The 13,747-nt window shown below is 62.6% G+C and carries 15 protein-coding genes; 3 read left to right on the top strand and 12 right to left on the bottom strand.

Annotation, left to right across the window (positions count from 1 at the left end; all coding sequences use genetic code 11):
• Positions 1-16 precede the first annotated feature (16 nt).
• Positions 17-1,426, top strand: coding sequence for a type I glutamate--ammonia ligase (gene glnA / locus DY201_RS15155; RefSeq protein ID WP_115731910.1), 1,410 nt, complete (start codon positions 17-19; stop codon positions 1,424-1,426).
• A 109-nt stretch (positions 1,427-1,535) separates the two neighbouring features.
• On the opposite strand, the gene DY201_RS15150 is transcribed toward glnA, so the two are convergent.
• The 3 genes from DY201_RS15150 to DY201_RS15140 all read right to left on the bottom strand — a co-directional run bounded on the left by DY201_RS15150 (position 1,536) and on the right by DY201_RS15140 (position 4,154).
• Positions 1,536-3,107, bottom strand: coding sequence for a GMC family oxidoreductase (locus DY201_RS15150; protein ID WP_115731909.1), 1,572 nt, complete (start codon positions 3,105-3,107; stop codon positions 1,536-1,538).
• Between the two features lie 49 nt (positions 3,108-3,156).
• Positions 3,157-3,690: a twin-arginine translocation signal domain-containing protein gene (locus tag DY201_RS15145; protein WP_115731908.1), complete on the bottom strand. Its 534-nt coding sequence runs from the start codon at positions 3,688-3,690 to the stop codon at positions 3,157-3,159.
• 68 nt (positions 3,691-3,758) lie between these two features.
• Positions 3,759-4,154, bottom strand: coding sequence for a VOC family protein (locus DY201_RS15140; RefSeq protein ID WP_115731907.1), 396 nt, complete (start codon positions 4,152-4,154; stop codon positions 3,759-3,761).
• A gap of 202 nt (positions 4,155-4,356) precedes the next feature.
• Between DY201_RS15140 and DY201_RS15135 the strand changes: the two genes are divergently transcribed.
• On the top strand, positions 4,357-4,662 hold the full coding sequence (locus tag DY201_RS15135; protein ID WP_115731906.1) for a ribbon-helix-helix domain-containing protein: 306 nt from the start codon (positions 4,357-4,359) through the stop codon (positions 4,660-4,662).
• 80 nt (positions 4,663-4,742) lie between these two features.
• Here the strand turns inward: DY201_RS15135 and DY201_RS15130 are convergent, their stop codons facing one another.
• The 6 genes from DY201_RS15130 to crcB all read right to left on the bottom strand — a co-directional run bounded on the left by DY201_RS15130 (position 4,743) and on the right by crcB (position 10,107).
• Complete coding sequence (locus tag DY201_RS15130) at positions 4,743-5,783, bottom strand: glutamine synthetase beta-grasp domain-containing protein (RefSeq protein ID WP_115731905.1); 1,041 nt, start codon at positions 5,781-5,783, stop codon at positions 4,743-4,745.
• 368 nt (positions 5,784-6,151) lie between these two features.
• Entirely contained in the window at positions 6,152-6,943 is a 792-nt protein-coding gene (locus tag DY201_RS15125) for an ATP12 family chaperone protein (RefSeq protein WP_115731904.1), read from the bottom strand.
• Positions 6,944-6,945: 2 nt separating this feature from the next.
• Positions 6,946-7,872, bottom strand: a complete 927-nt coding sequence (locus DY201_RS15120; RefSeq protein ID WP_115731903.1) for a DMT family transporter — start codon at positions 7,870-7,872, stop codon at positions 6,946-6,948.
• A gap of 152 nt (positions 7,873-8,024) precedes the next feature.
• Positions 8,025-8,675, bottom strand: coding sequence for an HAD family hydrolase (locus tag DY201_RS15115; protein ID WP_115733813.1), 651 nt, complete (start codon positions 8,673-8,675; stop codon positions 8,025-8,027).
• A gap of 35 nt (positions 8,676-8,710) precedes the next feature.
• Positions 8,711-9,694 (bottom strand): RluA family pseudouridine synthase, encoded by a 984-nt coding sequence (locus DY201_RS15110; protein WP_115731902.1) that lies wholly within the window; start codon positions 9,692-9,694, stop codon positions 8,711-8,713.
• Between the two features lie 35 nt (positions 9,695-9,729).
• Positions 9,730-10,107 (bottom strand): fluoride efflux transporter CrcB, encoded by a 378-nt coding sequence (gene crcB / locus DY201_RS15105; RefSeq protein ID WP_115731901.1) that lies wholly within the window; start codon positions 10,105-10,107, stop codon positions 9,730-9,732.
• A 157-nt stretch (positions 10,108-10,264) separates the two neighbouring features.
• Between crcB and mazG the strand changes: the two genes are divergently transcribed.
• Complete coding sequence (mazG, locus tag DY201_RS15100; protein WP_115731900.1) at positions 10,265-11,089, top strand: nucleoside triphosphate pyrophosphohydrolase; 825 nt, start codon at positions 10,265-10,267, stop codon at positions 11,087-11,089.
• Positions 11,090-11,095: 6 nt separating this feature from the next.
• On the opposite strand, the gene hflX is transcribed toward mazG, so the two are convergent.
• The 3 genes from hflX to DY201_RS15085 all read right to left on the bottom strand — a co-directional run bounded on the left by hflX (position 11,096) and on the right by DY201_RS15085 (position 13,736).
• Positions 11,096-12,487: a GTPase HflX gene (gene hflX, locus DY201_RS15095; protein WP_115731899.1), complete on the bottom strand. Its 1,392-nt coding sequence runs from the start codon at positions 12,485-12,487 to the stop codon at positions 11,096-11,098.
• A complete protein-coding gene (gene hfq, locus DY201_RS15090; RefSeq protein WP_018428055.1) occupies positions 12,488-12,733 on the bottom strand; it encodes an RNA chaperone Hfq in 246 nt (81 codons plus the stop codon).
• A gap of 139 nt (positions 12,734-12,872) precedes the next feature.
• Positions 12,873-13,736: a D-amino-acid transaminase gene (locus tag DY201_RS15085; protein ID WP_115731898.1), complete on the bottom strand. Its 864-nt coding sequence runs from the start codon at positions 13,734-13,736 to the stop codon at positions 12,873-12,875.
• Between the last annotated feature and the right edge of the window lie 11 nt (positions 13,737-13,747).

Below are 13,747 nucleotides of genomic sequence, written 5' to 3'. Positions count from 1 at the left end.
GACAGGAAAACCCCACATGACGACAGCCAAAGACGTAATGAAGCAGATCAAGGACAACGACGTTAAGTTCGTTGACCTGCGCTTCACCGACCCCAAGGGCAAGCTCCAGCACGTCACCATGGACATCGCCGAGGTCGAGGAAGAGATGTTCGCCGACGGCGTCATGTTCGACGGTTCGTCGATCGCCGGCTGGAAGGCCATCAACGAATCCGACATGGTGCTGATGCCCGACCTGGACACGGTCCACATGGACCCGTTCTTCGCCCAGTCGACCATGGTCATCCTGTGCGACATTCTCGATCCGGTTTCGGGCGAAGCCTACAACCGCGACCCGCGCGGCATCGCCAAGAAGGCTGAGGCCTACCTCAAGGCTGAAGGCATCGGCGACACTGTCTATGTCGGCCCGGAAGCTGAATTCTTCGTCTTCGATGACGTCAAGTACAAGGCCGATCCCTACAACACCGGCTTCAAGCTCGACTCGACCGAACTGCCGTCGAACGACGACACCGACTACGAGACCGGCAACCTCGGCCACCGTCCGCGCGTCAAGGGCGGCTATTTCCCGGTTCCGCCGATCGACAGCTGCCAGGACATGCGTTCGGAAATGCTGACCGTGCTGACCGAAATGGGCGTGCGCGTCGAAAAGCACCACCACGAAGTCGCTGCCGCCCAGCACGAGCTCGGCGTCAAGTTCGACACGCTGGTCCGCAACGCCGACAAGATGCTGATCTACAAGTATGTCGTGCACCAGGTCGCCAACGCCTATGGCAAGACAGCAACCTTCATGCCGAAGCCGATCTTCGGCGACAACGGCTCGGGCATGCACGTCCACCTGTCGATCTGGAAGGGCGGCAAGCCGACCTTCGCCGGCAACGAATATGCCGGCCTGTCGGAAAGCTGCCTCTATTTCATCGGCGGCGTCATCAAGCACGCCAAGGCGATCAACGCCTTCACCAACCCGCTGACCAACTCCTACAAGCGTCTGGTCCCCGGCTATGAAGCCCCCGTCCTGCTCGCCTATTCCGCGCGCAACCGCTCGGCCTCCTGCCGCATTCCGTTCGGCAATTCGCCGAAGTCCAAGCGCGTCGAAGTCCGCTTCCCCGATCCGGGCGCGAACCCCTATCTCGCTTTCGCGGCCCTGCTGATGGCCGGCCTCGACGGCATCAAGAACAAGATCCATCCCGGCCAGCCGATGGATAAGGATCTTTACGACCTGCCGGCCAAGGAGCTCAAGAAGATCCCGACCGTCTGCGGCTCGCTGCGCGAAGCGCTTCAGAGCCTCGACAAGGACCGCGGCTTCCTGAAGGCCGGCGGCGTCTTCGACGACGACCAGATCGACTCGTACATCGAGCTCAAGATGGCCGAGGTCATGCGCTACGATATGACCCCGCACCCGGTCGAATACGACATGTATTACTCGGTGTAATCACCGGAAAATAATAAGAAAAAGCCCCGGATCGCTCCGGGGCTTTTTTGTTTGGCGGGGCAGCCGTCGGCAGATCGACGACGACTGCGGAGGATATGCCGCCAAACGGTCAGATGCTCTTCGCGCTCATCTGTCCGGCGATGTAGTCGGCCTGGCGGATGGCCAGGGTGACGATCGTCAGCGTCGGGTTCTCGGCAGCACCAGTGGTGAACTGGCTGCCGTCGGAGACAAACAGATTCTTGATGTCGTGCGTCTGTCCCCATTTGTTGACCACGCCGTCGGACGCCTTCTCGCTCATGCGGTTGGTGCCGAGATTGTGGGTCGAGGGATAAGGCGGCGTCGGGAAGGTCCTGGTTGCACCGACAGCATCATACATTGCCATGCCCTGCTTATAGGCATGGTTGCGCATGGCGACGTCGTTGGGATGGTCGGTGAACCAGACGTCGGGGATCGGCATGCCGTGTTTGTCCTTGAGCTCGCCATGCAATTTCACCGCATTCTGCTCCTGCGGCATATCCTCGCCGACGATCCACATGCCGGCCATCTTGTCGTAGTGGTCGAGTGCCGTGGTGAAAGAACGGCCCCAGCCGCCGGGATCGAGGAACGCCGCCATGAACGGCAGTCCCAGCGCCAGCGTTTCGAGCTCGTAGCCGCCGACGAAACCGCGTGACGGATCGTGCTTCGCCTCGTCCCTGACGATGCCGGCCATGGTCGTGCCCCGCCAAAAATGCACCGGCTTGTCGAACACCGCATAGACCGAGCCGGTAGTGTGGCGCATGTAGTTCTTGCCCACCTGCCCTGACGAGTTGGCCAAGCCGTCAGGGAATTTCGACGATGCCGAGTTGAGCAGGATCCGCGGGCTCTCGATCGAATTGCCGGCGACGCAGACGATGCGCGCCTTCTGGCTCTGCAGCCTGCCATCCTTGTCGGCATAGACCACTGCCGTCACCTTGCCGCTGTCGTCGTGCTCGATTTTGAGCACGTGGCTGTTTGGCCTGACCTCCAGCTTGCCGGTCGCCTCGCCCTTGGGGATTTCGGTGTAGAGCGTGGACCATTTGGCGCCCCACTTGCAGCCCTGGAAGCAGAAGCCGGTCTGCTGGCAGCCCATGCGGCCGTCGCGGTCGGCGGAATTGATGGCCATCCGCCCGGTGTGGCACTCCTTGTAGCCGAGCTTGTCGGCGCCGGCCTTGAACACTTTGAAGTTGTTGTTGCCGGGCAGGCCTTCGATGCCGTTGGTGCGGGTCACGCCCATCTTGTCTTCGGCCTTGGCGTAATAGGGATCGAGGTCAGCCAGCGTGATCGGCCAGTCGAGCAGATTGGCGCCTTCGACCTTGCCGTAGTTGGTCAGCGTCTTGAACTCGTGCTCCTGGAAGCGCAGCGATGCGCCGGCCCAGTGTGTGGTTGTGCCGCCGACCGCCTTGACGATCCAGGCCGGCAGGTTGGGAAAGTCCTTGTGCACGCGCCATCCGCCGCCTGTCGTGCGATTGTCGAGCCAGGCGAGCTGGCCGAAGGAGTCCCATTCGTCGTTGATGAAGTCCTCATATTCGATGCGCGGGCCGGCTTCGAGAATGACGACGTCGATGCCCTTCTGGGCGAGTTCGTTGCCGAGCGTACCGCCACCGGCTCCGGAGCCGATGATGACGACGACGCTGTCGTCGTTGAGACCATATGGTGCAGGCATGTTTTCCTCCCGGGAATGCTGAAAAGGCTGGGTTCGCGACTGGGGCCAGTCAGAGCCACTCGATGTCGTCGAAGCCGCGCGCGATGTATCCGCCCTTGGAGTAGGACTCGCCTTCATAGCCAAAGATCGGCCATAGCTCCTTCTGGTTGTAGAGGCCGACGACGAGTCCGCCCCGGACCGCCTGGAAGAACGGGGTGCTTTCGATCTGCCGGAGGACGGCGACACGCTGGTCTTCCCATCCAAGGCCGGTGTAGCCGCCGGCGCCGGCCTTCTGGTCGAGATCGGCGATGCCTTTCTCGATCAGCTCCTTGTGGGCCGGATCCTTGCCGGCGAGCTCGTCATGGCTCTTGATGGCAATGGCGTAGAACTTGTCCGGTACCTGGTCGTGCGGATAGACATCGCGCGCCATCTGGATCAGCGTCGCCACGGTTTCGGGCTTCAGCGCCGTGCTTTCGAGCCCCCAGGCCTCGCCGGTGCTGAGTACGGCAGAGCCACTGATGATGAGCAGCGCGCCGGCTGCTGTGCCGCGCTTGAGCAGCTCACGCCGCGACAGGCCGGACCTGCCTTGATAGATCGTCACCATGATTTCCTCCCTTGCTTGCTATGCGCGCTCCGCGCTTGGCTGGCGCGGCGCTCCTCCGCCGCGGCATGTCACTTGAAACGGCCGCTCCTCTGCAAAACCTCGATTTTGTAGCCGTCGGGATCCTCGATGAAGAAGAAGCGGGCCAATGGCGTACCGCCCGGCGCGAAGTCGACGATGTCCCTGGGGGTGAGCCCGGCGGCAACCATGCGGGCGCGCTCGGCGTCGAGATCGGCCACCGACACGGCGAGATGGCCGTAGCCGTCGCCGAGAGCATAGGGCTCGGCCCTGCCCTTGTTGACCGTCAGCTCGACTTCGAACTCGGTCTCGGGATTGCTGAGATAGATCAGCGTGAAGGTCTCGAAGTCGAGCCTGTCGGCGATCTCGAGGCCGAAAGCCGCGCGATAGAATGACAGCGAGCGCGCTTCATCGAGCACACGCACCATGGAATGGATTGCCTTGGCCATTCGTCCTCCTGGCAGTTGGAACAGGACGATTATGAATCCGTGCAAAGCCAAGTGGTGGCAGCCCGTTACCACGCTTGCCTAGGCATAGTTTTCTACCCAGGAACGAATGCATGGTTGCGATGGCGTGCCGTTGGGTCGATGATGGCATTCAAGATGCCAGCACCGGCGCAATCGGCCGGGGCAAGCCATCGGGAGGATTGATATGTGCAAGGTGTTTGCCGGACAGGATCCGAAGGGCTATCGCCAGATCAACCGGTCGATCCGGATCGCCGGACATTCCACCAGTATCCAGCTGGAGGCGACGTTCTGGGACCTGCTCGACGAAATCGCGTCCTCGCAGGGGCTGACGACGCCGAAATTCATCTCGAAGCTCTATGATGAGGCGATCGAGATCAACGGCGAGATCCCCAACTTCGCTTCGATGCTGCGCACCACATGTGCGCTCTATCTGCGTGGTCACAAACCGGGCGCCGACGAGATCGACGCCTTGAAGCGCCAGGCAGCCTAGCGAAGCATCACGGCAGGCTGAAAACAAAAAAGCCCCGGGAATGGACCCGGGGCTTTTTGTTGGAACGACCTGCCCGAGTGTTAGGCAGCAGCCCTGGTCTCGATGCTGGTCGGCACCGAATTGATGGTCTTCAGGATCTGCGAGGCGATCTGGTAGGGGTCGCCCTGCGAGTTCGGGCGGCGATCTTCGAGATAGCCACGGTAGTCGTTGCGGACGAAGCTGTGCGGCACGCGCACCGAAGCGCCACGATCGGCAACGCCCCAGGTGAAGACATCGATCGAAGCCGTCTCGTGCTTGCCGGTCAGGCGCAGGTGGTTGTCGGGGCCGTAGACGGCGATGTGCTCTTCGCGGGCCTCGCCGAACGCTTCCATGAGCGCTTCGAAATAGGCCTTGCCGCCAACGTCGCGCATGTAGTCGGTCGAGAAGTTGGCGTGCATGCCCGAGCCGTTCCAGTCGGTGTCACCAAGCGGCTTGCAGTGGTACTCGATGTCGATCTCGTACTTCTCGGTCAGGCGCTGCAGCAGGTAGCGGGCGAGCCACATCTCGTCGGCAGCCTTCTTCGAGCCCTTGCCGAAAATCTGGAACTCCCACTGGCCCTTGGCCACCTCGGCATTGATGCCTTCATGGTTGATGCCGGCCTCGAGGCACAGGTCGAGATGCTCTTCGACGATCTGGCGGGCGATGCTGCCGACGTTCTTGTAGCCGACGCCGGTGTAATATTCGCCCTGAGGTTCGGGGAAACCGCTCTCCGGGAAGCCGAGCGGACGGCCGTCCTTGTAGAAGAAATACTCCTGCTCGAACCCGAACCATGCGCCCTCGTCGTCGAGGATGGTGGCACGGGTGTTGGACGGATGCGGGGTGACGCCGTCGGGCATCATCACTTCGCACATCACCAGAACGCCGTTCTTGCGGGCCGGATCGGGATAGACGGCGACCGGCTTCAGCACGCAATCGGAGCTCTTGCCTTCGGCCTGGCGGGTCGAGCTGCCGTCAAAGCCCCAGAGCGGAAGCTGCTCAAGCTTCGGGAACTCCGCGAATTCCTTGATCTGGGTCTTGCCGCGGAGATTGGCCGAAGGCGTGTAACCGTCCAGCCAGATGTACTCGAGCTTGTACTTCGTCATGCTATCCTCTCAGTGTCGTTCCTGCCGGCCTTGGGATGGCCGGCGCGTCACAAAAGAGAAAGCAAGCCCCGTGCCAATTCGAAAATCCCAGCTTCTACACAGGGGCGGCAGTTGCACGGAAAAGCCACTGCTCAAAAAACAGGCAAACTGCGGCAGCATGACTGACATTTTGCCCAAGAACCGTGCTGCCCCAGAACCGGGCTGCCCAAGAAACCGGACGGCCCAAGCCTCGGATCACCCAAGTCTCGGACCACCCAAGACTCGGATCACCCAAGACTCGGATCACCCAAGACTCGGATCACCCAAGACTCGGATCACCCAAGACTCGGATCACCCAAGACTGGGCGCTGAAGTGCCTGCCGGATCGCTCAGCCCTTGAGCGCCTCAAGCAAAGCCACCGCGGCAAGCATGTCGCGCTTGCGGGCGGCGCGGCGCGCCACGGCCTCGGAGTCCTGGCCCCAATGCTCGATCTGCCAGTCTTCGTCGACATGCGCTGCCGCCCAGGCGTCCTCGACAGACATTTCGCCGGTCTCGACGGCGAGGGCCAGAAGCGCCGAACCGGTCAGCGTGGTCATCACATGGAGCGCGGCAAGCTTCATCGGCTCGGCGCGTTGCGACAGGTGCACACTGAGCGCTGCGATCGCCTCGCGCGGCTGTTCGACATGCATGACACCCTCGGCCAGCACGAAGCGCGCGCCGAGCGAGGCGCGTGCCCAGTCCAGCACCGGATCCCAGGCTTCGGCCTGGCGCTCGACGAGCTTTTCCGGGCTGTCGACGCGGTAGCAGAGCAGGTCGCTGGACGAGAAGCGCAGGATATCCTCGAGAACGGCCTGCGGATCGGTGGCGACGCCGTCGATTGCCGTGTTGACGAGACGCAGCACCGGCATGGTGAAAGGATCGATGACTTCGACCTGGGCTGCGAACTCGTCGGCAACCAGCTGTGCCGCAGCAGCCGTCGGCAGCGCGAGCAGCGCCCTGCCCGGCGTTCGCACCGACTTGCCGTCGAGCAGAACGGCGTGGCCTTCTTCGAACGCAGCGACCGCTGCAGCTTGGTAAAACCGCTTGGGCAGTTGCTTGCGCAGCGTGCTTTGCGCGCGACGGATCGGATCTGGATCGGACAGGCCGTCGCTGGTTTCGAGGTCGCTCAGGATTTCTCGCATCTTTACTCCGCTCCGGCCGCACGTCTGCGCGATGGCCGATTTACAATGATCAGCCCGGTCGCGATGAGACCGAGCGCCAGAAAAATGTTCCAGGTCAGGGCTTCGCCAAGCACCAGCCAGCCGCATATCACGCTGAATGCCGGCGACAGGAAGGCAAAGCTGGAGAGGCCCGCCGCAGGATAGCGCCGCATCAGCCAGAACCACAGAATATAGGTGAAGGCGACGACATATACAGCCTGAAACAGCAACGCTCCGGTGGCGACCGTCGATACGTCGCGGAATGCCGGACCGGCGAGCCAGACGAGCGGGATCGCCATGAGCGCTGAGACGACAAGCTGGTAGAGCAGCACCTTCTCGGCCCCGGCGCTGGCCAGCCTGGTACCCTTGATCGCCAGCGTGGTCAGTGCCCAGAGCAGTCCGGCGACGAGTGCGAGAAGATCGCCGAACAGCGTCGAACCGCCGGTATCGCCGAGCTTGTCGGCAAAGACCACCGCAACGCCGCCGAAAGCCAGGATCAGGCCGAACAGCTTTTGCAGCGACATACGCTCGCCGAGCCAGAAATGCGCGCCGATCAGAACCCAGAACGGCATCGTGTTGACCAGGAGCGAGTTGCGCGCAACCGTCGTGTGTTCAAGGCTGACGAAAACCAGAATGAACTCGGTACCGAACAGAAGCCCGGCCAGGATGCCGGCCCACAAGGTGCCGTCGCGGGTAAACAGCGGAACCCGGCGGTAGAGGCACCAGAGATAGACCAGCACGCAGGCAATGCCCGAACGCGCTACATTGAGGAAGATCGGGTTGTAGCCCGACGTCGCCAGCTTGGCCGCCACACCGTTCATGCCCCAGGACATGGTCAGCATGAGCATGAACACGACGGCTGCCGTATCGATCGCGTCGCGACGTTCCAATGGCTGTGTGACGGCTGTCATGAATTCCTCCACGCTCACCGAGCGCGATGCTGATGGACAAGGGCTGGCCGGGCCGCATTGCGAGGCAGGCTGGCAACGCGGCACGAACAAGAACCCGGCCGCGCTGCGTGGGCCGCAACCTAACGCACGACGCTTGCCGCCACTTGGGCCAGCTAGTCGATAAGAGGTAGCAATTCGCCAGGTCTGTCGATGACAGCGTGCGCGCCGGTGGCAAACAGGCCCTCGCGATTGTGGTACCCCCAGGCCACGCCTATGGCACGGGCACCGGCACTGCGGGCCATCTGCATGTCGTAGATGGCGTCACCAATGACGAAGGTCGACGCCGGATCGACACCCATCTCGGCGCAGCACTCCAGCACCATCGCCGGGTGCGGCTTGGACGGGCAGTCGTCGGCGGTACGGATGGTCACGAAATGGCCAGCAAAGCCGTGCGTTTCCATCACCCGCTCGACGCCACGGCGCGATTTGCCGGTGACCATGCCGATCAACACGTCATCGCGTCGCGCGAGCGCTTCGATCAATTCGGCGATGCCGTCATAGAGCGGCTCCTTGAAGCTCGGCAGGTGCCGCGAGGCGATGAAGTGTTCCTTGTACCGTCCCGCAAGCCTTGTGCTTTCGGCATCCGGAGCGCGCTTCAGCAAGGTCGCGATGGCAATGTCGAGCGTGAGCCCGATGATACCCTTGGTCGCTGCCTTGTCGGGCTCCGCCAGACCCGCCTCACGAAATGTCGCCACCATCGAGGCATGAATGATGTCGGCGCTGTCGACCAGCGTGCCGTCGCAATCGAAAAGAACGAGCTTCAGGGCGCCTGCATCGCGCCCCGACGATGCAACAGATGTCACGCCGGCTCCCCGCTCTCGTCGTCGAAGCCGATCAGGTTCCAGCTCTGGCGCATATGCGGCGGCATTGGCGCGGTGACATCGATAACGCCCTGGTCGGGATGCGGAATGACGATACGGCGGGCATGCAGATGCAGCTTGTTCTGCAGGCCACCGGGAAATTCCCAGTTGGTGTCATGCTCGAAATATTTGGGGTCACCAATGATCGGGCAGCCAATATAGGCGGCGTGCACGCGCAGCTGGTGGGTACGGCCGGTATAGGGCTCCATTTCCAGCCAGGTCATGGTCTGGGCGGCCTGCTCCAGCACGCGGTAATAGGAAACGGCGTGGTCGGCACCCTTTTCGCCATGCTTGGCGACACGCATGCGGTCGCCGTCGGGTGTCTGCTCCTTGATCAGCCAGGTCGAAATCTTGTCTTCGCGCTTGGGTGGCGCGCCCTTGACCAGGGCCCAATAGGTCTTCTTGGTCTCGCGGGCACGGAAAGCCTCGGCGAGCTTCATTGCTGCCAGGCGTGTACGCGCAACGACCAGCACGCCCGAGGTGTCGCGGTCGAGCCGATGCACCAGACGCGGCTTCTCGCCCTTCTTGTTGCGCCAGGCTTCGAGCATGTCATCGAGATGACGCACCACGCCCGATCCGCCCTGGACGGCAAGGCCGGCCGGTTTGTTGAAGACGAAGACCTTGGAGTCTTCATAGATCAGCATCCTGGCCAGCACGTCGCCATCGTCCTGATCGCGCATGGTGCGGGCGGTCAACGGGCCGTCGTTCTTCTTGTCGACTTCAAGTGGCGGGATGCGGATGACCTGGCCAGGCTCGACGCGCGTGTCGGCCTTGACGCGGCCGCCATCGACACGGATCTGGCCCGAGCGCAGCAACTTTTGCAGGTGGCCGAAGCCGAGCCCCGGATAATGGGACTTGAACCAGCGATCGAGCCTCATGCCCGTTTCGCCGGCTTCCACCGTGATCTGTTCAACGCCTGCCATTGTTCAATCGTCCTTTTCGAAGCGGCCCAATAGCATCAGCCGATGCTTCTTGCGAGCCACATTCCCAGGAACAGCGCCAGTATGGCTGATATGACGCTGGCAAAAGCATAGCCGAAGGCCGAAATCGTCGCTCCACGCTCCCACAGAGTGGCGAAATCGAGCGAAAATGCCGAAAAGGTGGTGAAGCCGCCGAGAATGCCGGTTGCGACGAACAGCCTGAGTTCGGTCGAGCCGCCGAACCGGCGGGCCAGCAGTCCGACGAACAGTCCCATCGCCAGCGATCCCAGCACATTGATTGCCAGCGTACCCCAGGGAAAGTTCGGCCCGACCAGCCTGAGCGCCAGAAGATTGGCGAGATGACGCAGCGCAGCTCCAATGGCGCCGCCGATTGCAACGAGTAACAAGTGCAGCATGTACAAGCCCTGTCTGCGCGCGAATGTCCGGTCAATAGCACGGAACCGCCGGCGGACCGCGCGATGGTCGGCTGCTGCCGCCGAATTGGTTGTGGACAAGGCCAGCCGGCAGCAGGCCATTGTTGGGAGGGCGGCAACGGGGCTATAGCATCGCCCCATGCAACCTTCCAAAGACATCGCCCGCCTGATCGAGATCATGGCCGCCCTGCGCGAGCCGGAAACCGGCTGCCCCTGGGACATCGAGCAGAATTTCGCGACGATCGCACCCTATACGATCGAGGAGGCCTATGAGGTCGCCGACGCGATTGCCCGCAACGACATCGACCACCTCAAGGAAGAGCTCGGCGATCTCCTGCTGCAGGTGGTGTACCACGCCCGGATGGCTGAAGAGACCGGTGAATTTGCCTTTGGCGACGTGGTGCAAGGCATCACCACAAAGATGATCCGCCGACATCCGCATGTATTCGGCGATGCCAAGGCGCGCGAGGCCCGATCGGCCAAGGGCATGTGGGAAAAGATCAAGGCCGAAGAGAAGGCGGAGAAGCGCGCCACGCGCATTGCCCGCGGGCTCGACCCCGAGGATCACGGCAAGGGGTTTCTGGACAGCGTGCCGGTGGCGTTGCCGGCGCTGACACGGGCGCTGAAGCTGCAGGAAAAAGCAGCGCGCGTCGGCTTCGACTGGGGCGAGGCAGCGCCGATCCTCGACAAGATCGAGGAAGAGATCGGCGAATTGCGCGAGGCGATGGCCAAGGGCGACCAGGCGGCCGTCAAGGACGAGTTCGGCGACATGCTGTTTGCGCTGGTCAATCTCGGCCGCCACCTGGAACTGGACTCGGAGGCGGCGCTGGGCGGCACCAACGACAAGTTCCGCAAGCGTTTCCATTATGTCGAAAAGGCGCTCGATGACGCCGGCCATAGCCTGGAGGCGGCAACGCTCGACGAGATGGAAACGCTGTGGCAGCAGGCCAAGACGGCGAAGTAAGCCGTCTTAGCCCTTGTTCTTGCGCAATATTTTCGCTGCGATCTCGTCACGGGCGGAGGCGGTTGCCTTGAGCGTCATCGACACGCTGCCATCGTCATTGTCGGTACGCGAAACGACGTCGCCATTGCGGTAGAGCCAGTCGATCTGACCGAGCTGGCTCGGCTCCAGAGTGACGTCGATGCTCTCCAGCTCGCCCGAAACCCGCTTCTCGATCAGGCCGGTGAGCGCGGAAATGCCCTCGCCCGTAATGGCCGAAATGGCAATCGGCGGCGTCTTGCGGCCGTCGCTGCTGTCGGCAAGCAGGCGCTCGCGGTTGCCCTCGTCGAGCTGGTCGATCTTGTTCCAGACCTCGACGACGCGGTCGGTGTCGGCAGCATCGACGCCGAGATCGGACAGAATGCGCTCGACATCGTCGGCCTGGGCAGCCGTATCCGGATCGGAAATATCGCGCAGGTGGATGACGAGGTCGGCTTCGACGACCTCCTCCAGCGTCGCCCTGAAGGCGGCGATCAGGTGCGTCGGCAGGTCCGAAATGAAGCCGACGGTGTCGGACAGGATGATCGGCGTGCCATGCGGCAACCGGACCCGGCGCAAGGTCGGATCCAGCGTCGCAAACAGCATGTTCTCGGCCAGCACGCTGGCGCCGGTCAGCCGGTTGAACAGCGTCGACTTGCCGGCGTTGGTATAGCCGACAATGGCAACCACCGGGAACGGCACCTTGCGGCGCTTCGAACGGTGCAGGTCGCGGGTCCGGACGACGGTTTCCAGCTCGCGCTTGAGCTTGATGATCTTTTCCTGCAGCGCGCGCCGGTCGGATTCGATCTGCGTCTCGCCGGGGCCGCCGAGGAAGCCGGCACCGCCGCGCTGACGCTCGAGGTGGGTCCAGCTGCGAACCAGCCGGCCCTTCTGGTAGTTGAGATGGGCAAGCTCGACCTGCAGCGTGCCTTCCTTGGTACGGGCGCGCCGGCCGAAGATTTCGAGGATCAGCCCGGTGCGGTCGAGCACCTTGGCGTTCATCTCTTTTTCGAGGTTGCGCTGCTGCACCGGCGTCAGCGGATGGTCAACGATGACCAGTTCCGCCCCGCGCTCCTTCACGATCGTCGCGAACTCCTCGACCTTACCGCTGCCCAGCAATGTTGCCGGACGCGGATCGTTGAGCGTCACGATCGCGGTGTGAACGGGTTCGAGATCGATGGCGCGGGTCAGGCCGACCGCCTCGTCGTGGCGGGCCTCGGCCGAACGCTGCAAACGCGGACGCGCACTGTCGTCGTCACCCTTGGGCTGGCGCGTCAGCACCGGCACGATGACCACCGCGCGCGTGGGGGCCTTGTCGCCCCCTACCGATTCGGGTCCATTGCTGTCGCCGGCCTTGGCGCCGGCAGTCCTGTCGCGTGCCAATCAGCCGCCCTGGCTTTCCTCGCCATCGAACATCTGAACCGGCTGGCTCGGCATGATCGTGGAGATGGCATGCTTGTAGACGAGCTGCGAGTGCCCGTCACGGCGCAACAAAACACAGAAATTGTCGAAGGAGGTAACTACTCCGGTCAACTTCACGCCGTTAATCAGGAAAATGGTGAGTGGGTTTTTGCTCTTGCGAACTGAATTCAGGAAAAGGTCCTGAAGATTCTGCGATCGTTCCGCCATTGTTTTTTTCTTTCGCCGATCCCTGTCTGCTGCCAATGCGCCAAATTACCGGGCCCATGTCAAGCCAGCAAACACCCCCTTGCCACAACGCGTAGCAAGCTGAACGAGATGAATTTAACCATTTACGCCCAAGCGGTTATCAGGCTTGGATTTTTTCCGCAACGTCAAAAAATGCATCACGGAGTGAAAGCGCGACCGATCCGGGATGCCCGTTGGCGACCGGCTGGCCGTCAATGGCGACGATCGGCATGATCACGGTCGTTGCCGCGGTCATGAACGCCTCGCGCGCCGACTTGGCTTCCTCGACGGTAAACCCGCGCTCCTCGACCTTCAGGTCAAGCTTCTTGGCGACATCCATCAGCGTCGTACGCGTGATACCGCGCAGGATGCCGCTGTCTGCCGGACGGGTGACGAGGTGGCCGTCCTTGGTGACGATCCAGGCGTTTGTCGCAGCCCCTTCCTTCACGGTCCCATCCGGGTCGACGAACCACGCCTCCTGCGCGCCGGCCTCCTTGGCCTGCTGACGCGCCAGCACGTTGGGCAGCAGACCAACCGACTTGATGTCGACGCGCTCCCAGCGATTCTCCGGAACGGTAATCACCTTGATGCCTGCCGCCGCCCGCTTGGCCGACGCGACCGGGTCGGTGCGCTTGGCGGTCACGACGAGCGATGACAGGGTGGTTTCGCCTGGGAACACGTGGTCACGCGGCGCGACGCCGCGCGTCACCTGGAGATAGACCATGCCATTGCGAACACGATTGCGGGCAATGACCTCGCGCATGATGTGGACCAGCACGGCGCGATTGACAGGCCAGGCGATCCTGAGTTCGGAAAGCGAGCGGTCGAGGCGGTTGAGATGGCCGACGCTGTCGACGATGAAGCCGCGCGCCACCTCGCAGACCTCATAGACGCCGTCGGCGAACTGATAGCCCCTGTCTTCGATATGCACGCCTGCCTGGGCATGCGGGAGATAGCGGCCGTTGACGTAGGCTATGCGCGGCATGGTTTTCGTGT

It is taken from the genome of Aminobacter aminovorans (genome assembly GCF_900445235.1).
Lineage (GTDB): Bacteria > Pseudomonadota > Alphaproteobacteria > Rhizobiales > Rhizobiaceae > Aminobacter > Aminobacter aminovorans.
This window is presented reverse-complemented; position numbering and strand designations above follow the sequence as displayed.

What these genes read in the sequence shown, in the direction of transcription:
- glnA (WP_115731910.1), top strand. Translation starts at nt 17, where the DNA reads ATGACGACAGCCAAAGACGTAATGAAGCAGATCAAGGACAACGACGTT.
- DY201_RS15150 (WP_115731909.1), bottom strand. Translation starts at nt 3,107, where the DNA reads ATGCCTGCACCATATGGTCTCAACGACGACAGCGTCGTCGTCATCATC.
- DY201_RS15145 (WP_115731908.1), bottom strand. Translation starts at nt 3,690, where the DNA reads ATGGTGACGATCTATCAAGGCAGGTCCGGCCTGTCGCGGCGTGAGCTG.
- DY201_RS15140 (WP_115731907.1), bottom strand. Translation starts at nt 4,154, where the DNA reads ATGGCCAAGGCAATCCATTCCATGGTGCGTGTGCTCGATGAAGCGCGC.
- DY201_RS15135 (WP_115731906.1), top strand. Translation starts at nt 4,357, where the DNA reads ATGTGCAAGGTGTTTGCCGGACAGGATCCGAAGGGCTATCGCCAGATC.
- DY201_RS15130 (WP_115731905.1), bottom strand. Translation starts at nt 5,783, where the DNA reads ATGACGAAGTACAAGCTCGAGTACATCTGGCTGGACGGTTACACGCCT.
- DY201_RS15125 (WP_115731904.1), bottom strand. Translation starts at nt 6,943, where the DNA reads ATGCGAGAAATCCTGAGCGACCTCGAAACCAGCGACGGCCTGTCCGAT.
- DY201_RS15120 (WP_115731903.1), bottom strand. Translation starts at nt 7,872, where the DNA reads ATGACAGCCGTCACACAGCCATTGGAACGTCGCGACGCGATCGATACG.
- DY201_RS15110 (WP_115731902.1), bottom strand. Translation starts at nt 9,694, where the DNA reads ATGGCAGGCGTTGAACAGATCACGGTGGAAGCCGGCGAAACGGGCATG.
- crcB (WP_115731901.1), bottom strand. Translation starts at nt 10,107, where the DNA reads ATGCTGCACTTGTTACTCGTTGCAATCGGCGGCGCCATTGGAGCTGCG.
- mazG (WP_115731900.1), top strand. Translation starts at nt 10,265, where the DNA reads ATGCAACCTTCCAAAGACATCGCCCGCCTGATCGAGATCATGGCCGCC.
- hfq (WP_018428055.1), bottom strand. Translation starts at nt 12,733, where the DNA reads ATGGCGGAACGATCGCAGAATCTTCAGGACCTTTTCCTGAATTCAGTT.
- DY201_RS15085 (WP_115731898.1), bottom strand. Translation starts at nt 13,736, where the DNA reads ATGCCGCGCATAGCCTACGTCAACGGCCGCTATCTCCCGCATGCCCAG.